Below are 25,713 nucleotides of genomic sequence, written 5' to 3' on the forward strand. Positions count from 1 at the left end.
ACCAGCAACACATAATGGTGAAAATAATGGCTGACAAAGAAAAACTTTCAGCACTCATGGATGGAGAATTGATCGATAAAGCTTTAATCAGTGAATTAGAGCAAGATCAAGATAGCTTACAAGCCTGGAAGAACTACCACTTAATTGGTGATGTTCTTCGCGGTGAGGCACCAGAAAAGCCAGAATGGAATATTGCTGAAAGCGTTGCTTTAGCGCTAGAAAATGAACCGGCACATAATTCATTTAGTCAATCACACAATGTCTCTGACATCAGTGATGCACGTATTGAACCTCAACCATCACCAGAAAAGGCGAGACGCTACCTACCAGCGTGGTTAACGCACTTTGGCCAAGTAGGTATTGCTGCTTGCGTCTCGCTCGCGGTGATTTTAGGTGTTCAACAGCAAGGTGGTTCTGATGCACAATCAGAGCAGTTACCAGTGCTGCAAACCGTGCCATTCTCTGGGTCAGTTGAGCCTGTGAGCTTAACGCGTCAAAACGTAGACACACCAAAGAATGAAGTGAACGTACAAGAGCAACGTCGCCGTATTAATGCGATGCTGCAAGATTACGAATTACAACTTAGACTAAATAGCGAACACTCTATCGATCGTAATGATCACTCAGATACGGTAGTTGAATGAAAAAATTCCTGATCAGTGCGCTGACACTGTTCAGTTTGAATACACCAATGGCCTTTGCAGAGCAGACCTCTGCAGAGGCTTTGTTGCTTCAAATGAACGACGCAAGTCAGCATCTTAATTACGAACTGTCTTATATCCTGATTAAGAAAAACAGTATTGAACCATTACTTTATCGCCATGCGCGCGATGAAGAGAACCAACTTGCCCATTTGCTGTATTTGGCCGGGCCGATTCGAGAAGTGATTCGTCGTGGTGATGAAGTCAGTTATATCGAACCGGGTGTAGAGCCATTTACGATCGAGTCGGGCAATATGGTGGCACCCACCATTCCGCTTCTTAACTCAGATATCAAAGAACTGGCAGAGGATTACGACTTTATTCAAGTTGGTCGTGCTCGAGAAGCAGGCTCTGCGTGTCAGGTTATCCGCGTAGTACCAAAAGATGGCTTACGTTACTCCTACATTCTTTGGGTTGATGAAAAAACTCACCTGCCTTTGCGCGCCGATCTTGTTGATCGTGACGGAGAGGTACTAGAGCAATATCGCACCATTTCTTACAGTGTGAATGATCATATTGCTGAGATCTTGAGTAAACTTAATGATGTGAAATTGCCTCAGGTATTATCACTACCGAAAGGTAAGCTGAAAGAAACATTCTGGGATGTAGAGTGGATTCCGAAAGGTTTTGAAGCAAAAGATCTCAATCGTTATCGCATGGCAATCACTGAACGCATGGTAGAGAGCCAAATGTACAGTGATGGTCTGTTCTCTTTCTCTGTCTATATTTCAGAGCGAGATGACCAATCAGTCAAAGGGCAGGTTGTGCGTCAAGGACGCAGAACGATGCACACCTTGGTCAATGGCAATATGGAAATCTCCGTTATTGGTGATATTCCGCCCGCGACCGCTAAACGCATTGCCCAGTCGGTCAAACTGACCATTCAAGAGAAGTAATCACTATGATGACGGCACTTGCGACAGTCTCGTCGGTAACCCAAAACGCAAAAGGTTACGACGTTGAGCTAAGTTGTGAGCAGCAAACTAGCTGCTCTAGCTGCTCGTCGCAAAAAAGTTGTGGCACCGGTATTGTTTCCAAAGCGATTGGTAGTAAGGCGCTGCATTGGCATCTTGTTACAAAGAAAATGGTGAAAGTCGGCCAAGTGGTGGAAATCGGTTTAGCAGAGAAGAGCTTGTTACAATCAGCTGCCGTGGTGTACCTGATTCCGCTGTTTTCTCTCATGGTTGGCGCATTAGTCGCTAACTGGTGGATCGCACCATCACTTGGCTTCGGAGAAGACTTGGTGATTATCCTTTCAGCCTTGTCTGCCCTTGCTGGTATCTATGTGGCGAAAGCTTTAGCGTCTCGAATTGAGCGACAATCTTCCGAACAAGTCATATTATTAAGAGTATTGGGAGAGCCCGTTTCTTAGCGATGCACCTTTTAGCGTGAGAGTTTCTCTCGCTTAGGTAAGGTTAATAGTGCGAAGCGCCTAGAAATTGGGTAGAATCTGCCAACTTGATTGAAATGCCGTCAAATGACGGCTTTCTTATGTCCCTATTTACAAGAGTTTAGTCACACCAAATCATGAAGCACATTCGTAACTTTTCGATTATCGCCCACATCGACCATGGTAAGTCGACCCTATCTGACCGTTTAATCCAAGTATGTGGTGGTTTAAGCGATCGTGAAATGGCAGCCCAAGTCCTTGACTCAATGGATCTTGAGCGTGAGCGTGGCATCACCATCAAATCTCAGAGTGTGACTCTTAACTACACGGCTAAAGACGGTGAAACCTACCAATTAAACTTCATCGATACTCCAGGACACGTAGACTTTGCGTATGAAGTATCTCGCTCACTAGCTGCATGTGAAGGCGCACTATTGGTAGTCGACGCAGGTCAAGGTGTAGAGGCTCAAACTCTTGCTAACTGTTACACCGCGATTGAAATGGATCTAGAGGTTGTGCCAATCCTTAACAAGATTGACCTACCAGCCGCAGACCCAGAGCGTGTGGCAGAAGAAATCGAAGAGATCGTTGGCATTGATGCGATGGAAGCGACTCGTTGTAGTGCGAAAACCGGTATTGGCGTAGATGATGTTCTTGAAAACATCGTTTCTGCGATTCCAGCGCCAGAAGGTGATCCTGAAGCGCCACTACAAGCACTGATCATCGACTCATGGTTTGATAACTACCTTGGCGTAGTTTCTCTAGTTCGTATTAAAAACGGCGAACTGAAGAAGAACGATAAGATCAAAGTAATGAGTACTGGTCAAGTTTGGGGTGTCGACCGTCTAGGTATCTTCACACCTAAACAAGTTGATACAGAAGTACTGCGTACCGGTGAAGTTGGCTGGGTTGTTTGTGGTATCAAAGACATCCTAGGCGCGCCAGTAGGTGATACGCTAACACTCGCGAAACACGGTTGTGATAAACCGCTACCAGGTTTTAAGAAAGTAAAACCTCAGGTTTACGCGGGTCTATTCCCTGTATCTTCTGATGACTACGAAAACTTCCGTGATGCACTAGGCAAACTAAGCCTAAACGATGCGTCACTATTCTATGAGCCAGAAAACTCGGCTGCACTTGGCTTTGGTTTCCGTTGTGGTTTCCTTGGCATGTTGCACATGGAAATCATTCAAGAGCGTCTTGAGCGTGAATACGATCTAGACCTTATCACTACCGCACCAACGGTAGTGTACGAAGTGGAAGAGACGAACGGTAACCTGCTTTATGTAGATAGCCCAGCTAAGCTACCAGCGGTTAACGACATCGAAGAAATTCGTGAGCCGATTGCACGTTGTAACATCCTAGTGCCTTCTGAATACTTAGGTAACGTAATTACTCTATGTGTAGAGAAACGCGGTATGCAGGTAGACATGGTTTACCATGGCAACCAAGTTGCGGTTACTTATGACATTCCAATGGCTGAAGTAGTACTAGATTTCTTCGACCGTCTGAAGTCTACATCTCGCGGTTATGCGTCTCTGGATTACAACTTCCAACGCTTTGAAGCATCGAACATGGTGCGTGTAGACGTACTACTGAACGGCGACACTGTGGATGCGCTAGCGATGATTACTCACAAAGATCAATCGCAAACTCGTGGCCGTCAGCTGGTTGAGAAGATGAAAGAGTTCATCCCTCGTCAGATGTTCGATATCGCAATTCAAGCTGCGATCGGTAACCACATCATTGCTCGTTCAACCGTTAAGCAGTTACGTAAAAACGTAATCGCGAAATGTTACGGTGGTGACGTAAGCCGTAAGAAGAAACTGTTGAAGAAACAGAAAGAAGGTAAGAAACGTATGAAGCAGATTGGTAACGTTGAACTGCCTCAAGAAGCGTTCTTAGCCATTCTTCACGTAGGCAAAGATTAAAATACCCGTCATATTTGAAGCTGCAGCCTTGTTGCTTGCATTAACTCCGCCCTAATTACCAAGCATATCTATGCTCACAGGGCTGAGTTAATTTGTCGCTTAGCTGCAACTCCAACGACTAGGGTGTTGCGATAGTAAAATAATTAAATAGGTGAAAGAACTTCGGCTCTTTCACTTTCGCATTTCTAAAGGTAAGGGAACACATGGCGAACAAATTTTCTCTGTTCTTGGTTATTCTGACTGTTGTCACCGGTATTGTTTGGTGTTTAGAAAAGTTTGTATTTGCTAAGAAGCGCGCTGCAAAGCTAGCAGAAATCGAAGCTCAGACGAATGGTCTAGATGCTGAGACAATCGAGAAAGTAAAAGCACAGCCATGGTGGGTTGAAAACAGTGTTTCAATCTTCCCTGTGATTGCTGTCGTCATGTTGCTACGTAGCTTTGTTTACGAGCCGTTCCAAATTCCATCTCAATCAATGATGCCTACTTTGCTAGTGGGTGACTTTATTTTGGTAGAGAAATACGCCTATGGCCTAAAAGACCCAGTATGGCGTAAACAGCTTATCGAAACAGGCAAACCAGAACGTGGTGACCCGATTGTATTTAAGTTCCCGCTAGACCCAAATGTTGACTACATTAAGCGTGTCATCGGTTTACCGGGCGATATCGTTAGATACAGTGCAGATAAGCAAATTTGCTTGCAGAAGAAAGGCGAAACTAGCTGTAACCCAGTTGCTCAGCTTAATAAAACAAACAGCGGCTACTACTATGGTCGAACCGCAATGATTGAAGCGGATGAGCAGCTTGATGGGCATGAGCACAAAATTCTTATCAACCCAGCACGTCATGACATTGTTGAAAACTATCAACCTCGTAGTGGCGTAAATGAGTGGGTTGTGCCTGAAGGTCATTACTTTGTGATGGGTGATAACCGAGACCACAGTTCTGACGGCCGCTTCTGGGGCTTTGTTCCTGAAGCTAACTTAGTCGGTAAAGCTGTCGCGATTTGGATCAGTTTTGAGCGTGATCGCGATGAAAGCAGTATCTTACCTACTTGGGTTCCAACTGGTGTGCGTTTTGACCGCATCGGTGGTATTAACTAATAAAATCGAGAGAGCATGAATTCTCCAATTGCATTGTTAGAAAAAAAGCTCGGCTATCAATTTAAAGATGCTGAGCTTATCAACTTAGCGCTGACTCACCGCAGCGCTAATGGCAAACACAACGAACGTCTTGAGTTTCTGGGCGATTCAATTTTAAGTTTTGTTATTGCTGATGATCTTTACCATCGTTTCCCTAAGGTAAACGAAGGTGATATGAGCCGTATGCGTGCAACATTAGTACGTGGTAATACATTGGCTGAACTAGGTCGTGAATTCGAACTAGGAGATTACTTAAAATTAGGTCCAGGTGAGTTGAAGAGTGGCGGTTTCCGTCGTGATTCAATCTTAGCTGATGCTGTAGAAGCCATCATTGGCGCTATTTACCTAGATAGCGACATTGAAAACGTACGTGGCATTATTTTGAGCTGGTATAACTCGCGCCTTGAAGCGATCAAGCCGGGTGTTTCTCAAAAAGATCCGAAAACTCGCCTACAAGAGTTTTTACAAGGTCGAAGAAAACCACTACCTGTGTACACAGTGACTAATATTAAAGGTGAAGCACACAACCAAGAGTTTACGGTTTCGTGTGAAGTAGCAGGTATTGGATCACCTGTAATCGGTAAAGGCACCAGCCGTCGCAAGGCAGAACAAGCGGCTGCGGAAACAGCATTAGAGCAACTAACCAATGGCTGATTCAACAGACAACCAAAACGAAGAGTTTGATATCGATGCGTTCTTCTCATCGAGCAGCGAGCCAAGCTCTCCTGAAAACCAACATTGTGGCTTTGTCGCGATTGTTGGTCGCCCGAACGTGGGTAAATCAACGCTACTGAATAAGATTCTTGGCCAGAAGATTTCGATTACTTCTCGCAAGCCTCAGACAACTCGTCACCGCATCATGGGTGTGGATACGGAAGGGGATTACCAAGCAATCTTCGTTGATACTCCGGGTCTACACATTGAAGAGAAGCGTGCGATTAACCGTTTGATGAACCGTGCAGCAAACTCTTCACTGAGTGATGTAAACCTAGTGTTCTTCTTGGTTGATGGCACACACTGGACCAAAGACGATGAAATGGTATTAACCAAACTTCAAAAGTCTAACTTCCCAGTGGTTCTGTGTGTTAACAAAGTAGACGTGGTGCAAGACCGCAACGAAGTCATGCTGCACATGCAAGAAATGTCGGGCAAGATGGATTTCGTTGACGTAGTGCCAATTTCTGCCAAGCACGGTAAGAACATTGATGTATTGCGTAAACACGTGCGTGAACACTTACCTAAAGCGACTCACCACTTCCCTGAAGAATACGTGACAGACCGATCTCAGCGCTTCATGGCTTCTGAAATCGTGCGTGAAAAGCTGATGCGTTTTACTGGTGATGAGCTTCCATACTCAATCACGGTTGAAATTGAACGCTTCGATTACAACCCAGAGACTGACGGTTTCCACATTAACGCGCTGATTCTTGTTGAGCGTAATGGCCAGAAGAAGATGGTGATTGGTAAAGGTGGCGAGAAGATCAAAACTATCGGACGTGAAGCTCGTCTAGATATGGAAGAGCTGTTTGGTCGTAAGGTTTATCTTGAAACTTGGGTTAAAGTGAAATCAGGTTGGGCTGATGATGAACGTGCACTGCGTTCTCTAGGTTACATCGACGATTTATAATACAGTGAAGCGTTAGTGCTTCGCTCCGAGTTTGAATTGAAAGGAGCCTTAGGCTCCTTTTTTATTTCCTAGTAGAAAGGTTTATATGTCCGCAGAAGGTTTACAACGCTGCTTTGTTCTTCATCGCCGACCATACAGTGAGTCCAGTTTGATTCTCGATGTATTCAGCGAGGAGTTCGGCCGCGTAACCTTAATGTCTAAAGGGGCTCGCAGTAAGCGATCAAACTTAAAAGGTGCGCTGCAACTATTCACCCCTTTATTGCTGAAATGGTCGGGTGGCGGTTCAATGAAAACGCTTCGCCAAGCAGAACCCATCAGCCTAGGATTACCTCTGACAGGCATTAACCTTTATTCGGCCATGTATGTGAACGAGCTAGTCGGGCGAGTTTTGATGGCCGAAGTGCCAATGCCAGCACTATTTCATGATTACCTGCATGCATTAACGGAGCTTGCTCAATCGGACAACCCTGAACCTGCATTGCGCCGCTTTGAATTAGCCTTGTTACAAGCCATGGGGTATGGTGTCGACTTTCTCCATTGTGCAGGTACGGGTGAAGCGATTGATCCTACAATGACTTACCGTTATCGAGAGCAGCAAGGATTTATTGCCTCGGTACGAAATGACAACCTTACCTTTATGGGCGATGAACTGATCGCGATAAGTGAACGTAGGTTTATAACTAAACAACAACTTAAAGCAGCAAAACGCTTTACACGCATAGCGTTAAAGCCTTATCTTGGCGGCAAACCATTAAAAAGCAGGGAACTCTTTCTAAGTATGGTTCCCAAACGGAGTATTGGAAAATGAGCTCAATCTACCTAGGTGTAAACATCGACCATATCGCGACACTACGTAATGCGCGCGGTACTAAATACCCAGATCCAGTGCACGCAGCGGAGATTGCTGAACGTGCGGGCGCGGATGGCATTACTATCCACCTACGTGAAGACCGCCGTCATATTAACGATCGTGATGTTCGTATTCTGCGTGAAACGATTCAGACGCGAATGAACCTTGAAATGGCCGTGACTGATGAGATGGTAGAGATTGCGCTAAACACTAAACCTGAATATGTGTGTTTAGTACCTGAGAAGCGTGAAGAGCTGACTACCGAGGGTGGCTTAAACGTGGCTGGTCAACTTGAGAAAGTGAAAGCCGCAACGCAAAAACTAACTGCAGCGGGCATTAAAGTGTCACTGTTTATTGATGCTGACCGTGAACAAATTGATGCAGCGAAAGCGTGTGGCGCACCATTTATTGAGCTTCACACTGGTCACTATGCTGACGCGACCAGCGAAGAAGATCAGCAAGATGAGCTGAAGAAAATCTCGGCAGGTGCAAGCTACGCCGCTGATCTAGGTATTACCGTAAATGCAGGCCATGGTTTGACGTATCATAACGTAGCACCAATTGCGGCTATCCCAGAGATCTACGAGCTAAACATTGGTCACTCAATCATTGGCCGCGCAGTCTTTGATGGCCTAGAAAAGTCAGTGGCGGATATGAAAGCGATTATGGTTGAAGCGCGTAAGCCGCAGCTATAAAACAGTTTAGGTAGTCGTATGGCAATTGTAGGTCTGGGCACGGATATCGCGGAGATTGAGCGAGTAGAGAAAGCGTTATCGCGCAGCGGCGAAGCGTTCGCTAAACGCATTTTAACCGACGTTGAGTTGGCTAAATTTGATAGCTTGAAACAGCAAGGACGATTTCTAGCTAAGCGTTTCGCGGCTAAAGAAGCCGCTTCAAAAGCGTTAGGTACTGGCATTGCAATGGGCGTAACGTTTCACGATTTTACAGTGACGAATGATGAGCATGGCAAACCGGTTTTAACCCTAGCGAATAAAGCGTTAGAGATTGCCCAAAGCAAGCAGGTTAATCATATTCATTTGTCTATATCTGATGAAAGACACTATGCAGTGGCAACGGTTATCTACGAAAGCTAAGTAAGCCGCTATGCTGAAATACTAAACTTAGAGACAAAAAAGCAGCTCATCATGAGCTGCTTTTGTTTTAGTGCCTTTTACTCTGTCGCCAAGTAAGGCTCTGCACTGGCGGTTACTTTTTCCATTTCATCTTGCAGCTCGAATAATTCAGGTTCGATATCTTCAATCGTCGCGCCGGAACGAAGCTGTTTCTCGATGGTTGCGCAGACTTTCTTCAAGCGAGGAACTCCGCTGTAAGAGCAGCTGCCATGTAGCTTGTGAACGTGGTGAATTAGCTGTTCGATATCGAAGTCTTCACTGTCAATCGCCTGTTCTACAATGTCATTAACCTCTGGCATATAGTCGATCAGCATTTGCAGCATCTCTTTGGCGAGATCCTCTTTATTAGCTGATTGCTTGAGCGCAGCTTGCCAATCAATAATGATATTTTGGTGCTCAATCGCCGCAGCGTGCGCTTGCACAATAGGATCGGGGTGCGCTGGAATGTCCAGTTTTTCTAACTCGTCAGCTTTAGTTAAAGGACTCCAATGCATCAAGACTTGTTGCAGCACGTGTTCTTCGATTGGTTTGGTGAGGTAATCATCCATACCTGCTTGAAGTAGTCGATCTCGTTCGCCACTCATCGCATGAGCGGTTACCGCAATCACTGGGGTATGCGTATTAAGTTCACCTTGTTTAATCTTGCTACATGCCGTCACACCATCCATGTGCGGCATCTGAATATCCATCAAGATGATGTCGAATTTTTGTGTTTCTGCTTTTGCCACCGCGTCTGCGCCATTTGTTGCGGTTACGACGCGCTCCACCCGTTCATCCAATAGGGCAGCAATCAGTTTTAGGTTGGCTGGGTTATCGTCGACGGCCATGACAGTCAGCGGCAAGGTTTCATTGTAAACCGGCTCGTCATGTTCAATCTCAGGTAAGCTTTCTTGGTTCGCCGCCAGAGTTTGCAGCAACTTCTTACGTGAAAGGGGCTTAGTAATACAGTGAATCTGATACTTTTGAATCAGGTGATCTGAGAGTGCCAGTGCAGTACTTGGCGTGCCCACAACAACGTGAGGCGCGCAACTCAAGGCTTTTTCGACCCATTGCTCCACTTGCTCCAATTCATTTATCTTGTTCGGCGCAAGGTTTAGCAATACGTAATCGAACTTCTCGACTTCTTCTGGCAGTGATGAGCGGTAGCTAACCGACAGGCCATGTTGAACTAGCATTTGGCGCGTAATTGACGCCGCTTGCATATTTGGCTCAACCAAGAGCAGAGAACGTTGGTTAAGCACTTGCGCTTCAATTAGCTCGCTCATTGGCATATCTGTCGCATGTAAGCGCAGAGTAAACCAGAAGGTAGAACCTTGGTGCAGACGGCTAGTTAAGCTGATTTCGCCACCCATCTGGCTAACCAATTTCTGGGTGATAACCAAACCAAGCCCTGTACCACCATAACGGCGAGAGATGCTGGCGTCAGCTTGGCTGAATGCTTGGAATAGCTGAGCTTGTTGACGCTCAGAGATACCAATGCCGGTATCGCGAACCATGAATTGCAGTTCGACGACATCATCTTTCTGTGAACGAAGCTCGACACTGATATCAATGTTGCCGCGCTCGGTAAATTTGATTGAGTTACCAACCAAGTTAGTCAGAACCTGTTGGATACGTAATGGGTCACCCACTAGGCCAGTAGGCACTTTAGAGTCGACTTTAAGTGTGATTTCTAAGCCTTTCTCATGGGCGCTGGTGGCTTGTAAGCTCACCACTTCTTCGAGCGTTTCTTGGAACTCAAATGGAATATTTTCAAGTGCCAGTTTACCCGCTTCAAGCTTCGAGAAATCCAGAATATCGTTGATGATGTTGAGTAGATTGTTGGCCGATTTCTCGATGGTTTGTAGATAGTCCGTTTGGCTATTAGTCAGCTTGGTTTTCAGCATTTGGCGGGTAAAGCCAATCACACCGTTGAGTGGTGTGCGAAGCTCGTGAGACATATTGGCTAAGAATTCAGATTTTACCCTCGCGGCTTCTTGGGCGCGTTTTTTCGCGATATCCAACTCAACGTTTTGAATCTCTAACTGCTCAAGGGTTTCACGTAGGTCTGATGTCGCTTGATCGATACTATGCTGCATCTCCACATGGTATTCAGACAACGATACCGCCATCGCGTTGATACCGTTCTTCAGTGAATCCAATTCACCGTGCATTTTGCCTTCAATACGAACATCCAAGTGACCACGGCGAATGCGGTCCACCATGTTTTTCATGTGTGAGATAGGGCGAGTCACATCATGCATGAGTCGCATCGCAAAGAAACCGGACAGACTCAAACCAATGAGAAGCACGAGGAAAGCTGAGAAAATTTCTTGGTATTGCTGCAAGCGCAGAGAGGAAAGATCCAGCTCAATTGAAATATAGCCAAGCGCAGGGGTGGTATCTCTCCCTTGTGGTGTTTGAGTTACGCCAGATTCACTGATAATGGGAGCACGTAAAATTAACGTGTTGTCTTGTAAGTCTGAGGTCACCAAGAGCGGAATGGGTGCGGTACGCGGAAACGTCAGTGATTCAAAGTTAGGGTGAAAGTTCGAGGTAACAAACAGTTCGTGGTTGTAGTCGAATACCGCAATACTGCGCACAAATTTAGAATTCTTACGATGGGCGTAGCTGATAATACGGCGCACCGATTCTCGACTGTTGCTTTTGATGCCATCTTCACTGGCAATCGCTAATGGCTCAATGATGCTCAGACCAGAATTTATCACCTGCTTTTCTAAGTCGTGATAGCGGTTGAACGAAAAAATTGCACTCAAGATTAAGCCAATTATGAGGGTTGGCGCTAGAGTAAGAGTAATAACGCGGGCGCGTAAGCCGTATCTGGTCATTATTGTCTAAACATCGTGGTGTGGATATGGGAAAATATTAGATATATCCCGTCGAAGCGATAAGCATAATCGCCCAAGAAAGGGACTACAATGATTCAGGCACGAAAAGGTGATGCCTGAACAGCAATTTGAAGCAATATTACAGGCACTGAGCATGGCGCGTTTTTTCCAACCTAAAAAGAAAACTCAATTAAACACTAAACACCAAGCGTTTAAGATCGAAAAGCTTGATCACCATGGCGCGGGGATTGCGTATCAAAACAAGAAACCAGTGTTTATTGAAGGGGGACTGCCAGGTGAGCAGGTTCTGGCTCAATTGACTGAGTCAAAAAGCAAGTTTGCCCGCGCTCAGTTGATTAAAGTGCAGCAAGCGAGTGCTGAGCGTGTTGAACCTATCTGTCAGCACTTTGAGCAATGTGGTGGTTGTAATATGCAGCATTTGGATCTTGCCAGTCAGCGAGATTACAAACAACAGACCTTAAGTCAGTTGATGAGCAAGTTCTCAGGGCAAAACCAAGATCTTCTGCCATCAATTGTTGGCGATGATAAAGGTTATCGCCGTCGCGCTCGTATTAGTGTCATGCTAGATAAGAAAACTCGTCAGTTGCAGTTTGGTTTTCGCCGCAAACAGAGTAAGCAAATAGTGACTGTGACGCATTGCCCTGTATTAGCTCCTGAGCTCGATGCGATGCTGCCTGAACTGTATCAATTACTACAGAGTTTTGACCGTCAAGAGAGCCTTGGTCACGTAGAATTAGTGAAAGGCGATAATACCAATGTGATGGTACTGCGCCATACCAAGCCTTTAACCAATAAAGATCAGGCGGCAATTGAGCAGTTCGCGCGTGAAAAGCAGACCACACTCTATTTGATGCCTGAAGCGGAACAGCTCAACTTAGTTATGGGTGATGAAGCTCACTACACCGAAGTGGGCGTAACGGTGCCATTTTCACCAAACAACTTTATTCAGGTGAACCAAGACGTAAACCAACAAATGGTTGAGCAAGCGCTATCTTGGTTAGAGCTGAGCAGTGAAGACCGCGTACTGGATCTCTTTTGTGGTTTAGGCAACTTCAGCTTACCGATCGCAAAACAAGTGAAAGCTGTGATAGGCGTCGAAGGTGTGGACGCAATGGTTGAAAAAGCCACCCGCAATGCCCAGTTAAACCAAATAGACAATGCTCTGTTCTACCAAGCAAATTTGGAACAAGATATGTCACTTGCGCCATGGGCGAGTGAAAAGTTTGATAAAATACTGCTCGACCCAGCTCGTGCAGGGGCAAGTGGTATCGTTGAGCAATTGTCTGCGCTTGGCGCAGTGAGGGTGGTTTATGTTTCTTGTAATCCTGCTACCCTAGCCAGAGATAGCCAAAGCTTGCTGCAACAAGGCTACAAATTAGAAAAACTTGGTATGTTGGATATGTTCCCACACACCAGCCACCTTGAGTCCATGGCACTGTTTGTAAAACAGTAACGATGGAATCAAGTGTTTGAAAATGACGGACGTAAAAGCTAGCGGCTCAACCTAATATCGGTTGAGTTGTTAGAAAAAAAAAGAAAAACTAGGACGAAAAAAGATGGTTGCGGTACGAAGCGCTCATTTGAATCAAGACGAACAGTTTGAGCAAGATAAATGGATTACTAGCCTAAAACAGGAGCCAAAGACGGCTCAGCGCTTAACGACAATATATCACCAATGTGAAACCTATCTACAAGGTAGAGAGGACGCCGCGTTACTCCTATGGCGTGGTCGAGAGATGATCGAAATCCTCATTACTTTGTCGATGGATAAAGCGACACTGGTTGCCGCGCAATTGTACCCGCTAGTCGCGAGCGGTGCGTTAGACAGAGAAACTTTCGAAGAAGACCACAGTAAAGAAACCGTAAAACTGATTGATGGCGTCGCTGAAATGGCAGCGTTAGGTCAGTTGAACGTTGCTTTAGAAGGCAGTGCTGCCTCAAGCCAAGTCGACAACGTGCGCCGCATGTTATTGGCGATGGTGGATGATTTCCGCTGCGTAGTTATCAAGTTAGCCGAGCGAATCTGCAACTTGATTGAAGTAAAAAAAGCGCCCGATGACGTGCGCCGCGCCGCTGCAAAAGAGTGTGCCAATATCTACGCGCCATTAGCAAACCGATTGGGTATCGGTCAGCTTAAGTGGGAAATCGAAGATTACGCGTTCCGTTACCAGCAACCTGAAACTTACAAACAGATTGCCAAACAGCTTTCTGAGCGTCGTATCGTTCGCGAGCAATACATCAAAGATTTTGTCGATGACTTAACCTCAGAAATGCAAGGTTCAGGCATCAATGCCGAAGTGAGTGGTCGTCCAAAACACATTTACAGTATTTGGCGCAAAATGCAGAAAAAAGGCTTAGCCTTTGATGAGCTCTTTGATGTGCGAGCAGTGCGAATCATTGCTGACCAACTCCAAGATTGTTACGCTGCATTAGGTGCGGTGCATACCAAGTACAAGCATCTTCCAAGTGAATTCGATGATTACGTAGCCAACCCGAAACCGAATGGCTACCAATCTATCCATACCGTCATTCTTGGCCCAGAAGGCAAAACCATCGAGATCCAAATTCGTACTAAACAGATGCACGAAGATTCGGAGCTTGGTGTTGCCGCGCACTGGAAATACAAAGAAGGTGGCAGTGGTCGTAGCGGTTACGATGAGAAGATTACGTGGCTGCGTAAACTACTCGATTGGCAAGAAGAGATGTCGGATTCTGGTGAAATGCTGGATGAAGTTCGAAGCCAAGTCTTTGATGATCGCGTTTACGCCTTTACCCCGCGTGGCGATGTGGTCGACCTACCAATGGGTGCAACGCCGCTTGATTTTGCCTACCACATTCACTCAGAAGTGGGTCATCGCTGCATAGGTGCAAAAGTGGCGGGTCGAATTGTTCCGTTTACCCATAAACTGCAAATGGGTGATCAGGTTGAAATTATCACCTCAAAAGAGCCAAACCCATCTCGTGACTGGCTAAATCCTTCAACAGGGTTTGTGACCTCAGGCCGAGCACGCGCCAAAATTAATGCATGGTTCCGTAAGCAAAGCCGTGAGAAAAACCTCGAAGCAGGGCGTGAAATCCTAGAGCAAGAGTTAGCTAAAATTGGTGCAACACTGAAACATGCAGAGCAATATGCGCTCAAACGTTTCAACGTGAACACGCCAGACGAGCTGTACGTAGGTGTAGGCAGTGGTGATTTGCGTATTAACCAAATCATCAACCACATTAATGCGTTGGTAAATAAACCAACCGCGGAAGAAGAAGACAAACAAGCCCTAGAAAAACTGCAAGAAGCTGAGAATAAAGCGCCAGCGCAAAGTCGTCCGAAGAAAGATGCAGTAGTGGTCGAAGGGGTAGATAACCTCATGACTCATCTCGCGCGTTGTTGTCAGCCAATTCCGGGCGATGAAATTGCCGGTTACATTACCCAAGGGCGTGGTATTTCCGTGCACCGCAATGACTGTGAACAGCTAGAAGAACTGCGCCATCATGCGCCAGAGCGCATCATCGAAACCGTATGGGGCAGTGGCTTTGTTGGGTCATATATTCTCACAGTACGTGTAGAAGCGATGGAGCGAGGCGGTCTTCTAAAAGACATTACATCCCTGTTTGCCAACGAAAAAATCAAAGTGACCAGCATGAAGAGTCGTGTCGATTATCGTACTCAAATGTCGATCATGGACTTTGATTTAGAAGTCACTAACGTGGAAGTGCTTTCGCGCGTTTCTAAGCGGGTTGAGCAGATTAAAGATGTGATGTCTGTAAAACGCCTCGGCTAGCTTTTACGTCGTATTTGGCTTTCTAGCGGCGTTAGCTGCACTTATATCGCCCAATCTCATAGACAAGCTATGTTCATGGGTCTCATAAGTTTGCTGCCTAGCTAGAACAACCAACTACTTAGTAAAATCAGTCAGAAATAATTGAAAGGTGAGTGGTTTTGGCTGCTCGCCTTTTTATTTGAATTAAAGCTCTTTAGATAGAAAGGGTTGAAGGAACAAAAAATGAGTCATCCAATCGAACAATTAGAACAAATTATGGCGCAGCTTCGTGATCCGGAGAGTGGTTGCCCTTGGGATGTGAAGCAGACTTTTGACACCATTGTGCCGCACACCATTGAAGAAACCTATGAGGTGGTGGATGCCATCCATAATCGTGATTGGCCAAATTTAAAAGAAGAGTTGGGTGACCTTCTATTTCAGGTGATTTTCTATAGCCAAATGGCGAAAGAACAGGGGCTGTTTGATTTCTCTGATGTAGTTGAGACCGTGAATGAAAAACTGACCCGTCGCCATCCGCATGTCTTCTCAGATGTGGAGTTTGAATCCGATGAACAAATTAATGCCAATTGGGAAGCGGAAAAGGCAAAAGAAAAAGCGCAAATAGGCAAATCAGAACAAAGTATTCTAGACTCAATACCAAACTCTCTACCTGCTCTTTCTCGTGCTACAAAAATCCAAAAAAAATGTGCACGTTATGGCTTTGATTGGGATTCGTTAGGCCCTGTGGTGGATAAAGTTCGTGAAGAAATCGATGAAGTTATGGATGAAGCCGTTCAAGTCGATGTTAATCAAGACAAGCTTGAATTAGAGCTTGGTGATTTGCTGCTTGCCACTGTGAACTTGGCTCGTCATGTGCAGGTCAATCCAGAAGCGGCATTGAGTAAAGCGAACTTGAAGTTCACCCGCCGCTTTCAAGGTGTAGAGCGCAAAGTAGCAGAGCAAAACAAAGAGTTACAGCAGTGCTCGTTACAAGAGCTTGATGAGCATTGGAATCAAATAAAGCGTGAAGAAAACGCTTCCGAGTGATGAAATAGCGGCGAAATGGGACAAGATTGACTCAACTATGTTCACCGCTTGCACGTTCTATTAACGCAGTTTGATTTGAAGCAAAAAATAAATAATCGCGGTGTGATAGATTTCACGTTGTGGCGGTAAAGGGCTTCTGGTATATTTATATCCCGTCCAGAAGAAATCCATTTTCCCTCATTCAACCAATTTCAGGTTAAACATGACGACAAATTACATTTTTGTTACTGGCGGGGTTGTATCCTCTCTAGGTAAAGGTATTGCAGCAGCATCTCTTGCGGCTATTCTAGAAGCTCGTGGTCTAAAAGTGACTATGATGAAGCTTGACCCTTACATCAACGTTGACCCAGGCACTATGAGCCCAATTCAACATGGTGAAGTGTTCGTTACGGAAGATGGCGCTGAAACTGACCTTGACCTTGGTCACTACGAGCGATTCATTCGCACCAAGATGACTAAGCGTAACAACTTCACAGCAGGTCGTGTTTACTCAGACGTTCTAGCGAAAGAGCGTCGCGGTGATTACTTAGGTGCAACTATTCAGGTAATCCCTCACATCACTAACTCAATCAAAGACCGTGTAATTGCTGGTGCTGAAGGCCACGACGTAGCGATCGTTGAAGTTGGTGGTACTGTTGGTGATATCGAATCTCTACCATTTATGGAAGCGATTCGTCAGCTAGCTGTAGAACTTGGCCGCGAGCGCGCTATGTTCATGCACCTAACTCTAGTTCCTTACCTTGCAGCAGCAGGTGAAGTGAAAACTAAGCCAACTCAGCACTCTGTAAAAGAGCTGCTATCTATCGGTATCCAACCAGATATTCTAGTTTGCCGCAGCGATCGTATGATCCCAGCGAACGAGCGTAAGAAGATTGCGCTATTCTGTAACGTTCCTGAGAAAGCGGTAATCTCAATGAAGGACGTAGATTCAATCTACAAGATCCCTCAACTAATCAAAGCTCAAGGTCTAGATGACCTAGTATGTACTCGCTTCGGCATTAATGCTCCTGAAGCAGACCTTTCTGAGTGGGAACAAGTAATCTACGAAGAAGCAAACCCAACCGGTGAAGTGACTATCGGTATGGTTGGTAAGTACATCGAACTTCCAGATGCATACAAATCTGTAAACGAAGCACTGAAGCATGCAGGCCTTAAGAACCGTCTAAGCGTTAAGATTCAATACGTTGACTCTCAAGACGTAGAGAACAAAGGTGTTGAGATCTTAGAAGGTCTTGATGCAATCTTAGTTCCAGGTGGTTTCGGTGACCGTGGTGTTGAAGGTAAGATTCGAGCTGCACAATTCGCACGTGAAAACAACGTACCTTACCTTGGTATTTGTTTAGGTATGCAAGTTGCTCTTATCGAATACGCGCGTAACGTAGCGGGTATGGAAGGTGCACATTCAACAGAATTTAACAAGGACACTAAGTACCCTGTGGTAGGCTTGATCACAGAGTGGGTTGATGGCGAAGGTAACGTTGAAGAACGTACTGAGCAGTCAGACCTAGGCGGTACAATGCGTCTTGGTTCACAGCTATGTCACCTAGAGAAAGGGACTAAAGCACGTGAACTTTACGGTAACGCGACGATTCACGAACGTCACCGTCACCGTTACGAAGTGAACAACAATCTTCGTCCGCAAATCGAAAAAGCTGGCCTAAAAGTTTCTGGCCTATCAGCGGACAAGAAATTGGTAGAAGTTATTGAGAACCCAGCTCACCCATGGTTTGTAGCGGCTCAATTCCACCCAGAATTCACATCTACACCTCGCGATGGTCATCCGCTATTTGCAGGTTTCGTGAAAGCTGCGGGTCAGTACCAACGCGGCGAATTTGAGAAGTAAAAGGATACGGGCGGTTGCGAAGGTTTGCGACTGCCCTTTTAATTTCGACATTTATTTTTGAATACGAGAGGAAACATTAATGTCTAAGATCGTTAAAGTTCTAGGTCGTGAAATCATCGACTCACGTGGTAACCCAACTGTAGAAGCTGAAGTACACCTAGAAGGCGGTTTCGTAGGTATGGCAGCAGCTCCATCTGGTGCATCTACAGGTTCTCGCGAAGCTCTTGAGCTACGTGACGGTGACAAAGCACGTTTCCTAGGTAAAGGTGTTCTTAAAGCAGTTGAAGCTGTAAACGGCGAAATCGCTACAGCTCTAGTTGGCAAAGACGCTAAAGACCAAGCTGCAATCGACGCAGTAATGATCGACCTAGACGGTACTGAAAACAAATCTAAGTTTGGTGCTAACGCAATCCTAGCTGTATCTCTAGCTAACGCTAAAGCAGCTGCTGCAGCTAAAGGCATGCCTCTATACGAGCACATCGCTGAGCTAAACGGTACTGCTGGTCAGTTCTCTATGCCTCTACCAATGATGAACATCATCAACGGTGGTGAGCACGCTGATAACAACGTTGACATCCAAGAGTTCATGATCCAACCAGTTGGTGCTAAGACTCTTAAAGAAGGTCTACGTATCGGTGCTGAAGTATTCCACAACCTAGCTAAAGTTCTTAAGTCTAAAGGCTACAGCACTGCAGTTGGTGACGAAGGTGGTTTCGCTCCTAACCTTAAGTCTAACGCTGAAGCTCTAGAAGTTATCGCAGAAGCTGTTGCTGCTGCTGGTTACGAACTAGGTAAAGACGTTACTCTAGCTATGGACTGTGCTGCATCTGAGTTCTTCGACAAAGAAGCTGGCATCTACAACATGAAAGGCGAAGGTAAGACTTTCTCTTCTGAAGAGTTCAACCACTACCTAGCTGAGCTAGCTAACCAATTCCCAATCGTTTCTATCGAAGACGGTCTAGACGAGTCTGACTGGGATGGCTTCAAGCACCAAACTGAACTACTAGGTGACAAGCTTCAACTAGTAGGTGACGATCTATTCGTTACTAACACTAAGATCCTTGCTGAAGGTATCGAGAAAGGCGTAGCTAACTCTATCCTTATCAAGTTCAACCAAATCGGTTCTCTAACTGAGACTCTAGCTGCAATCAAGATGGCTAAAGACGCAGGTTACACAGCAGTAATCTCTCACCGTTCTGGCGAAACTGAAGATGCAACTATCGCTGACCTAGCGGTAGGTACAGCTGCAGGTCAAATCAAGACTGGTTCTATGAGCCGTTCTGACCGTGTTGCTAAGTACAACCAACTAATCCGTATCGAAGAAGCTCTAGGCGCTAAAGCTCCTTTCAACGGTCTTAAAGAAGTTAAAGGTCAATAATTCATAATTTGAATTATTAGCTTAAAGCTTTAATGAATGCCCCACTTTTTAGTGGGGCATTTTGCGTTTAGGGCTTAGAGCTTCGAGAGGCTCCACTTCTGTGCGGCTTTTATGTATCCAGATAAAACAAAAACACCTCTACGAAGGAGGTGTTTAATTGTAATTTTAGTGAGCCTATTAGACGGCTGCAATTGCAGTGACTCTGCGCTTTTGCATCTCTTCTCGAATCGCTGCGCCTATAAATCCATCTTGGATTATTTGTTGTACATCGACGCTGAGTGCTGCTTGATAGGCATTTTCAAACAGAGCTTTTTGTGGGTAGTCGATCGCTTCATAGCCGGTTCGGCCGCGGCTATCAGCCATACAGCAAAGTAATATTTCTTCTAGGCGCTCTGGGCGACGCCATACATCAAATTTATCTAATACTTTGAGTTTGGTCTGTGGTTTTAATTCTGCTGCTCTGTGAATGTTAGAGTGCTGTTCGCACACCATTAGCGCTAAATCCCGATACTCATTGGGAATACGAACGCGTTGCGCGAGCTTTTTAATGAGCTTTAACCCGGTATGGCAATGCATTTTATGGCTTGGCCATTCTTCCTTAGGGGTTATCCCTTTACCTAAATCATGGACCTGTGCCGCAAAGCGCATAGCGGTAGATTTGCTGAGTAAGGCAGCTTGCTTCGCGACCATTAAGGTATGAATGCCAGTGTCGATTTCTGGATGCCACTTCTCTGGCTGTGGAACACCAAACAATTGGTCTATTTCAGGCAGTACTACAGCTAAAGCGCCACACTCACGTAAAACAGAGAGAAATACTTGTGGGTCTTCGGTGGAAAGTGATTTATGCCACTCTTGCCACACGCGCTCAGGGGTTAGATGGTTTAACTCGCCTTGCTTAACAATTTCGGCCATTAAAGCGATGGTCTCTGCTGCAACACTAAAGCCAAGGTGAGCAAGTTTAGCCGCAAAGCGGGCTACGCGTAGAACGCGGAGAGGATCTTCAGTGAAAGCTTCTGATACATGGCGTAGAACCTTGTCGTGTAGATCTTGTTGGCCATTGTAAGGGTCAATGATGTTACCCGCGTCATCCATGGCCATCGCATTGATGGTGAGGTCTCGGCGAAGTAGATCATCTTCAAGAGTCACATCAGGCGCAAAATAGCATTCAAAGCCCTTGTAACCAGCTCCGACTTTCCGCTCAGTACGGGCGAGGGCATGCTCCTGCTTGGTTTTAGGATGCAGAAATACCGGGAAGTCTTTGCCAACCGCAGTATAGCCAAGTTGCAACATTTCGGTCGGTGTCGCGCCAACCACTACCCAGTCTTGATCGTATACATCCAAGTTAAGTAATTGATCGCGAACTGCGCCGCCAACTAGGTATCTTTGCACTTTTGCCTCTCTAAATATTACATCTGCCATTGGATATTCGCGCTAGCAATGGTACTTTCCTTAGCAATAAATTCCCAGCGGCTATTAGCATGTATAACCAACATTTTGGATTCGTGGAACTACCCTTTTCGATAGTGCCCAACTCTCGTTTCCTGTACCTGAGTCAGCGTCATAAAGAAGCCATTTATCACCTCCAGTCTGGCTTAGGTGATGGCGGCGGTTTTGCGATGTTAAGTGGCGAAGTTGGTACAGGTAAAACCACGGTTGCGAAAGCCATGCTAAATGGGCTTGATGGGTCAACTCAAGCGGGTTTTATATTAAATCCTACTTTCTCAAATATAGAGCTACTAGAAGCGATCTGCGATGAATTTGGTGTTGATTATCAGCCTGACTCATCATTAAAGCAGCTCAATAGTGCAATAAAGCACTTCTTACTCGACAGTTATGCAAATGGTAAACAAACCTTACTGTTGATCGACGAGGCGCAGCACCTCTCTGTTGATGTTCTAGAGCAGTTGAGATTGCTAACCAACTTAGAAACGGATCAGCATAAACTGCTTAAAGTCTTGCTTATTGGTCAGCCGGAACTGCAGCAAAAATTGCAAATGCCACAGCTTCGCCAGCTGGCGCAACGCATCACTGGGCGATACCACCTACTACCACTCGACGCTCAAGAAACGGCGAAATATATTCAATTTCGGGTTCAGTTAGTGGGTGGTAATGATGAGCTGTTTTCTACCAAAGCCGTTAAGTATATCGCAGAGCAAACTCAGGGCATTCCACGTTTAATTAACTTAGTGTGTGATGCGAGTTTGAAACGCGCTTACCAATTAGGTGAGGAAAAGCCAAGCTACCAATCGGTGGAGTTCGCTTGTGATGAAGTGATGAGCTTTCAAGCGTCATTTCAGCAGCCACAATTGCAGCGTCAGCAAAGACAAAGCCGTATCTCAACCTTGGCATCTGCTGGTGTTGGTTTATTGCTTGCCGCAGGCGTATGGTGGGGCGCACCGAGTTACTTGCAACAGCCGATATACAACTGGGTAGTCGCGCAAAATCCGGCGACACCAAATATCGAGATGATTAAACAAGTCTTTCCGCCTGAGTTAGAAAAGTTAGTACTCACTTCGAATCAGTTCGAATCTTCTTTGGCTGACCTTTATGCGTTGTGGGGTTATCAAGCCTCAAGAGTGGATAAGCTCTGTATTGATAACAATCAGTCGTTATTCCATTGCCAATCATTTCATGGCGGTTTAGCCGATGTAAAGCGACACAATCTACCGGCTGTGGTGACACTACAATTGGATGAAAAAACGCGTTACGCGGTGTTAGACAGATTGGATGACACTCAAGTAGAGCTGGTTTTACAAGGTCAACGAGTCATCATTGCTACAGAATGGTTTGAGCACATGTGGCAAGGGGATTATCACCTAATCTGGCAGCGAGGTTGGTATCGACCGCTTGCGCCGGGGATGAATGGTTCAGAAGTCGCAAGCTTAGATAGTTCACTATCTCAAGTATTGGAGCTTGCTCCTTCCAGTAGCTCACGCTATGGAGTAGAAGTGAAAGAAAAAGTAGAGCTTTTCCAGCGTTGGCAGGGATTAAGCGTTGATGGCATCGCGGGTGCGGAAACCTTGCAAAGATTAGAGCTGTATAGTCAAACGGATGCGCCTAAGCTTCAATTCGAGGAGCGTAGCTAATGTCACAAACGTTGAAAGCACTACAAAGCTCTGAGCAAAGTTACAATAGCCACCAATCGAGCGCACCAATATCAATGGGTGCGTTACCGCAAAAGCGCTCGCCTATGGCTATTCATGTCACTTGGTTGCTCGTACCTGCTATCGTTGCGGGTGGATTGGCGATATACACTCAGTATCAACGTCAGTTAGCGGAGTGGCAGTTGGCCAATCAAGGCCAAGAAGTGACGGTTGAAGTGCCTGCTCCGGTCACTATCGAGCCTTATATCGGTGCGCAAACATTGGCATCAACAGAAGCCGAACAGCCTTTTATTGAAGAGATTGCGGTCACACCAATCACCACATCAAAATCGGTGAAGCCAGCGCCTATATCCGATGCAACGCCGAAAATAAAAGTCTCTCAGAAGGCCTCACAAATTACGTCGCAACCTGAGGATGAACCGCTGTTAGATAATATTGATTTGTCAGAATTATCACCAGAAATTTTGCAACGAGTAGAAGCGGTGATGGCGGGTTCTAGTTCGGGTAATAACGCGAATATTGATGATTTATCGCAGTCAGCAGGCAAGTGGCGAGGTAAGTTACCTGCATTGAATTTCCAGACTCATGTTTATACCACGAATGTGAATAAGCGCTGGGTGAAGATTAATGACGTAGAGTATAAGCAAGGCGAGTGGATTGCAGATGATCTCAAGTTGATGACGATCGAGCCACAAGCGTGTGTGATTCGCTACAACAAGGATCTGATACGTGTTCCTGCACTGTATGAGTGGAACGGTTAACTGAGTGCTTTGAGCTCGCTAGATATTAAAAAGGTCACCCATTGGTGACCTTTCGTTTATTTGGTTTGACGATTACGCCCAGCCTGATGGTGAACGTTTTCTACGCGGAATAATGTGCGGAAGAATCAAGCCAAGTAGTAGACCAATACCCGCGATACCACCTCCGTACATCAAGTACTTCATCAGTAGATCATCTTTTTGTGTATCAAGTTTCGCGCGTAGGTTACGAATTTCAGTTTGTGCTGCGGTTAGCTGCTTGCTGATCTCGCTATAGTTTTGCTCAAGTTCAGAGATTTGCTTATTACGAGTTTCAAGCGAGTCTACGAGACCATCTTTCTCTTTGTTCGCAATTTCGTTAGCGTTTTCTAATTTGTATTTTACTTCAGAAAGCTCTTTTTCAAGACGAGGAAGGCGCAGTGCCATACTTTCTTGTGCAGTCACGAATCGAGAAGCAACCCAACCTTTGCGTCCCTTTTCATCGATAATTTGGCTGTAGCCAGTTTCTTTGTTGGTAGTAAGAAGGTTCACTTTGTCGCCAGCATTCACGCTGCCGATAATTTTGTACTGGTTCGAAGGGCCAGTGTGCATGTAGGTGAACAAATTATCAGAGATGTAGCGATCTTTAGCCATTGCAGCAGGGGCTGCAAGAACACATGCTAAGATCATAAAAACCAGTTTTTTCACGGTAAATCCTTTAACAGTCATCAAGCTTTCAGCTAGAGGGCAAATAGTATGAAGTTTCTTTAGACTGTGCAACAAAGAAGGGAGGCTGAGCCTCCCTTTCTGCGGTGTTGAGTCAATAATGACAGTGTTCTAACAAAACACTGACCTATTGATTAGGCGAATGAAGCTTGAATTGCGTAGAAGAACACAACCGCTAATAGCGCGCCCGCAGGTAACGTTACGATCCATGATGCAACGATATTACGTACTACACCCAAGTTAAGTGCTGCAATACCACGTGCAAAACCTACACCTAGAACCGCACCAACAAGAGTTTGAGTTGTTGAGATTGGTAGACCAGTACCTGAAGCTAATACAACCGTACATGCTGTTGCTAGCTGAGCAGCAAAGCCACGGCTAGGTGTTAGTTCAGTGATACCTGTACCAACGGTTGCCATTACTTTATGACCAAGCGTTGCTAGACCAACTACGATACCAAAACCACCTAGAGGTAGAATCCACCAAGCAATCGTGCTCTTGCCTGTGATTTCACCCATGTGCTCCACAGTTGAAACAACTGCTGATAGTGGACCAATCGCGTTTGCTACGTCGTTTGAGCCGTGAGCAAATGCCATTGCACAAGCTGTGATAACCATAAGTACGCTGAAGATGCCTTCTACGCCAGCAAAGCTGTGGTCATCTTCACGTTCAGCAAATTTCTTCTGAATGTAGAGGTAACCACCAATCATGATAAGGCCAGAGAAACCTGCAGACCATAACCATGCTTCAGTGTTGCTTAAGTGAAGACCAACGTGCTTAAGACCTTTCTTAATGGTTACTAGAGCAATAACCATTGTCGTGATAAACATGTACACAGGTACAAAACGTTTAGCGTTGAATAGTGGCTTTTCAGTGTCGAAGATCAGACGCTGAGCACTAACAAAGATGACGTACGCAAAGAAACCAGAGATAACAGGCGTAATAATCCAGCTACCTACGATACCTTGAACACTAGCCCAATCGACTGCTTCTGTACCTACAGATACACACGCAAAACCGATGATCGCACCGATGATTGAGTGAGTAGTAGATACTGGCCAGCCCATGTAAGACGCAACTAATAGCCAAGTACCAGCAGCAAGTAGAGCTGACATCATACCGTAAACAAGAACATCTGGCTGATGAGCGAACAGTGAAGTTTCAATTACACCTTTACGGATCGTATCGGTTACTTCGCCGCCGGCAAGATATGCACCAGCAAATTCAAAGATCATTGCGATAATGATCGCTTGTTTAACGGTTAGCGCTTTTGAGCCTACAGATGTGCCCATCGCATTGGCTACGTCATTCGCACCAATACCAATAGCCATCATAAAGCCAAAAATCGCAGCAACAATAATCAGGACAGTGCCGTAGTTCGCAAGGATATCCATCGTAATACCTAGTTGTTGATAACAAGCGGAGCAAAAATTAGACACGAAAAAGCCCCGTTAGCGTAGAAATATTCATCGCCTATATGGGGTGTGTCGAAAAATGCTCTTC

Annotated in this window: 21 protein-coding genes; 17 read left to right on the forward strand and 4 right to left on the reverse strand. The window is 45.6% G+C overall.

Going from position 1 to position 25,713, the window contains the following annotated elements; all coding sequences use genetic code 11:
* The first annotated feature begins 26 nt into the window (after nucleotides 1-26).
* The 10 genes from OH461_RS14990 (at nucleotide 27) to acpS (ending at nucleotide 8,732) form a co-directional block, all read left to right on the forward strand.
* Nucleotides 27-644, forward strand: coding sequence for a sigma-E factor negative regulatory protein (locus OH461_RS14990; RefSeq protein ID WP_270021381.1), 618 nt, complete (start codon nucleotides 27-29; stop codon nucleotides 642-644).
* Nucleotides 641-1,597, forward strand: coding sequence for a sigma-E factor regulatory protein RseB (rseB, locus tag OH461_RS14995; RefSeq protein WP_270021382.1), 957 nt, complete (start codon nucleotides 641-643; stop codon nucleotides 1,595-1,597). The genes OH461_RS14990 and rseB overlap by 4 nt, the downstream gene beginning before the upstream one ends.
* A gap of 5 nt (nucleotides 1,598-1,602) precedes the next feature.
* On the forward strand, nucleotides 1,603-2,073 hold the full coding sequence (locus OH461_RS15000; protein WP_270021383.1) for a SoxR reducing system RseC family protein: 471 nt from the start codon (nucleotides 1,603-1,605) through the stop codon (nucleotides 2,071-2,073).
* A 155-nt stretch (nucleotides 2,074-2,228) separates the two neighbouring features.
* Nucleotides 2,229-4,022, forward strand: coding sequence for a translation elongation factor 4 (gene lepA, locus OH461_RS15005; RefSeq protein ID WP_270021384.1), 1,794 nt, complete (start codon nucleotides 2,229-2,231; stop codon nucleotides 4,020-4,022).
* A gap of 203 nt (nucleotides 4,023-4,225) precedes the next feature.
* Nucleotides 4,226-5,122 carry a signal peptidase I gene (lepB, locus tag OH461_RS15010; RefSeq protein WP_270021385.1) on the forward strand — a complete coding sequence of 299 codons (897 nt, stop codon included), beginning with the start codon at nucleotides 4,226-4,228 and terminating at the stop codon, nucleotides 5,120-5,122.
* Between the two features lie 15 nt (nucleotides 5,123-5,137).
* A complete protein-coding gene (rnc, locus tag OH461_RS15015; RefSeq protein ID WP_260260875.1) occupies nucleotides 5,138-5,815 on the forward strand; it encodes a ribonuclease III in 678 nt (225 codons plus the stop codon).
* Entirely contained in the window at nucleotides 5,808-6,788 is a 981-nt protein-coding gene (gene era / locus OH461_RS15020; protein WP_270021386.1) for a GTPase Era, read from the forward strand. Before rnc ends, era begins: the two co-directional genes overlap by 8 nt.
* 85 nt (nucleotides 6,789-6,873) lie before the next feature.
* Nucleotides 6,874-7,596 (forward strand): DNA repair protein RecO, encoded by a 723-nt coding sequence (recO, locus tag OH461_RS15025; RefSeq protein WP_270021387.1) that lies wholly within the window; start codon nucleotides 6,874-6,876, stop codon nucleotides 7,594-7,596.
* A complete protein-coding gene (gene pdxJ, locus OH461_RS15030; RefSeq protein ID WP_270021388.1) occupies nucleotides 7,593-8,333 on the forward strand; it encodes a pyridoxine 5'-phosphate synthase in 741 nt (246 codons plus the stop codon). Before recO ends, pdxJ begins: the two co-directional genes overlap by 4 nt.
* Before the next feature lie 18 nt (nucleotides 8,334-8,351).
* On the forward strand, nucleotides 8,352-8,732 hold the full coding sequence (gene acpS, locus OH461_RS15035) for a holo-ACP synthase (RefSeq protein ID WP_270021389.1): 381 nt from the start codon (nucleotides 8,352-8,354) through the stop codon (nucleotides 8,730-8,732).
* A gap of 77 nt (nucleotides 8,733-8,809) precedes the next feature.
* Here the strand turns inward: acpS and barA are convergent, their stop codons facing one another.
* The gene (gene barA, locus OH461_RS15040; protein WP_270021390.1) at nucleotides 8,810-11,599 is read right to left on the reverse strand and encodes a two-component sensor histidine kinase BarA; all 2,790 of its coding nucleotides are present in this window, start codon (nucleotides 11,597-11,599) and stop codon (nucleotides 8,810-8,812) included.
* Nucleotides 11,600-11,753: 154 nt separating this feature from the next.
* Here barA and rlmD point away from each other — a divergent pair, with 154 nt between their 5' ends.
* From rlmD to eno, 5 genes are all read left to right on the forward strand, one after another.
* Nucleotides 11,754-13,073, forward strand: a complete 1,320-nt coding sequence (rlmD, locus tag OH461_RS15045) for a 23S rRNA (uracil(1939)-C(5))-methyltransferase RlmD (protein ID WP_270021456.1) — start codon at nucleotides 11,754-11,756, stop codon at nucleotides 13,071-13,073.
* A 103-nt stretch (nucleotides 13,074-13,176) separates the two neighbouring features.
* Complete coding sequence (gene relA, locus OH461_RS15050; RefSeq protein WP_270021391.1) at nucleotides 13,177-15,396, forward strand: GTP diphosphokinase; 2,220 nt, start codon at nucleotides 13,177-13,179, stop codon at nucleotides 15,394-15,396.
* A 222-nt stretch (nucleotides 15,397-15,618) separates the two neighbouring features.
* Entirely contained in the window at nucleotides 15,619-16,422 is an 804-nt protein-coding gene (gene mazG / locus OH461_RS15055) for a nucleoside triphosphate pyrophosphohydrolase (RefSeq protein WP_270021392.1), read from the forward strand.
* A 202-nt stretch (nucleotides 16,423-16,624) separates the two neighbouring features.
* The gene (locus tag OH461_RS15060; protein ID WP_270021393.1) at nucleotides 16,625-18,265 is read left to right on the forward strand and encodes a CTP synthase; all 1,641 of its coding nucleotides are present in this window, start codon (nucleotides 16,625-16,627) and stop codon (nucleotides 18,263-18,265) included.
* A gap of 79 nt (nucleotides 18,266-18,344) precedes the next feature.
* Nucleotides 18,345-19,643: a phosphopyruvate hydratase gene (gene eno, locus OH461_RS15065; RefSeq protein ID WP_260260866.1), complete on the forward strand. Its 1,299-nt coding sequence runs from the start codon at nucleotides 18,345-18,347 to the stop codon at nucleotides 19,641-19,643.
* 177 nt (nucleotides 19,644-19,820) lie between these two features.
* On the opposite strand, the gene OH461_RS15070 is transcribed toward eno, so the two are convergent.
* Nucleotides 19,821-21,032, reverse strand: a complete 1,212-nt coding sequence (locus OH461_RS15070; protein ID WP_270021394.1) for a multifunctional CCA addition/repair protein — start codon at nucleotides 21,030-21,032, stop codon at nucleotides 19,821-19,823.
* A gap of 89 nt (nucleotides 21,033-21,121) precedes the next feature.
* On the opposite strand from OH461_RS15070, the gene OH461_RS15075 reads away from it, so the two are divergent.
* A complete protein-coding gene (locus OH461_RS15075) occupies nucleotides 21,122-22,729 on the forward strand; it encodes an ExeA family protein (protein ID WP_270021395.1) in 1,608 nt (535 codons plus the stop codon).
* On the forward strand, nucleotides 22,729-23,508 hold the full coding sequence (locus tag OH461_RS15080; RefSeq protein WP_270021396.1) for a general secretion pathway protein GspB: 780 nt from the start codon (nucleotides 22,729-22,731) through the stop codon (nucleotides 23,506-23,508). Before OH461_RS15075 ends, OH461_RS15080 begins: the two co-directional genes overlap by 1 nt.
* 72 nt (nucleotides 23,509-23,580) lie before the next feature.
* Here the strand turns inward: OH461_RS15080 and OH461_RS15085 are convergent, their stop codons facing one another.
* Together OH461_RS15085 and OH461_RS15090 are read right to left on the reverse strand one after the other, a co-directional pair.
* Nucleotides 23,581-24,192: a TIGR04211 family SH3 domain-containing protein gene (locus OH461_RS15085; RefSeq protein ID WP_270021397.1), complete on the reverse strand. Its 612-nt coding sequence runs from the start codon at nucleotides 24,190-24,192 to the stop codon at nucleotides 23,581-23,583.
* A gap of 152 nt (nucleotides 24,193-24,344) precedes the next feature.
* Nucleotides 24,345-25,604 carry an inorganic phosphate transporter gene (locus tag OH461_RS15090; RefSeq protein WP_270021457.1) on the reverse strand — a complete coding sequence of 420 codons (1,260 nt, stop codon included), beginning with the start codon at nucleotides 25,602-25,604 and terminating at the stop codon, nucleotides 24,345-24,347.
* Nucleotides 25,605-25,713: the final 109 nt, after the last annotated feature.

The organism is Vibrio sp. LaRot3, assembly GCF_027587025.1.
Classification (GTDB): Bacteria; Pseudomonadota; Gammaproteobacteria; order Enterobacterales; family Vibrionaceae; genus Vibrio.

Bases quoted from the DNA above. Each gene is read 5' to 3' on its own strand.
- OH461_RS14990 (WP_270021381.1), top strand. From the start codon at position 27: ATGGCTGACAAAGAAAAACTTTCAGCACTCATGGATGGAGAATTGATC.
- rseB (WP_270021382.1), top strand. From the start codon at position 641: ATGAAAAAATTCCTGATCAGTGCGCTGACACTGTTCAGTTTGAATACA.
- OH461_RS15000 (WP_270021383.1), top strand. From the start codon at position 1,603: ATGATGACGGCACTTGCGACAGTCTCGTCGGTAACCCAAAACGCAAAA.
- lepA (WP_270021384.1), top strand. From the start codon at position 2,229: ATGAAGCACATTCGTAACTTTTCGATTATCGCCCACATCGACCATGGT.
- lepB (WP_270021385.1), top strand. From the start codon at position 4,226: ATGGCGAACAAATTTTCTCTGTTCTTGGTTATTCTGACTGTTGTCACC.
- rnc (WP_260260875.1), top strand. From the start codon at position 5,138: ATGAATTCTCCAATTGCATTGTTAGAAAAAAAGCTCGGCTATCAATTT.
- era (WP_270021386.1), top strand. From the start codon at position 5,808: ATGGCTGATTCAACAGACAACCAAAACGAAGAGTTTGATATCGATGCG.
- recO (WP_270021387.1), top strand. From the start codon at position 6,874: ATGTCCGCAGAAGGTTTACAACGCTGCTTTGTTCTTCATCGCCGACCA.
- pdxJ (WP_270021388.1), top strand. From the start codon at position 7,593: ATGAGCTCAATCTACCTAGGTGTAAACATCGACCATATCGCGACACTA.
- acpS (WP_270021389.1), top strand. From the start codon at position 8,352: ATGGCAATTGTAGGTCTGGGCACGGATATCGCGGAGATTGAGCGAGTA.
- barA (WP_270021390.1), bottom strand. From the start codon at position 11,599: ATGACCAGATACGGCTTACGCGCCCGCGTTATTACTCTTACTCTAGCG.
- rlmD (WP_270021456.1), top strand. From the start codon at position 11,754: ATGGCGCGTTTTTTCCAACCTAAAAAGAAAACTCAATTAAACACTAAA.
- relA (WP_270021391.1), top strand. From the start codon at position 13,177: ATGGTTGCGGTACGAAGCGCTCATTTGAATCAAGACGAACAGTTTGAG.
- mazG (WP_270021392.1), top strand. From the start codon at position 15,619: ATGAGTCATCCAATCGAACAATTAGAACAAATTATGGCGCAGCTTCGT.
- OH461_RS15060 (WP_270021393.1), top strand. From the start codon at position 16,625: ATGACGACAAATTACATTTTTGTTACTGGCGGGGTTGTATCCTCTCTA.
- eno (WP_260260866.1), top strand. From the start codon at position 18,345: ATGTCTAAGATCGTTAAAGTTCTAGGTCGTGAAATCATCGACTCACGT.
- OH461_RS15075 (WP_270021395.1), top strand. From the start codon at position 21,122: ATGTATAACCAACATTTTGGATTCGTGGAACTACCCTTTTCGATAGTG.
- OH461_RS15080 (WP_270021396.1), top strand. From the start codon at position 22,729: ATGTCACAAACGTTGAAAGCACTACAAAGCTCTGAGCAAAGTTACAAT.
- OH461_RS15090 (WP_270021457.1), bottom strand. From the start codon at position 25,604: ATGGATATCCTTGCGAACTACGGCACTGTCCTGATTATTGTTGCTGCG.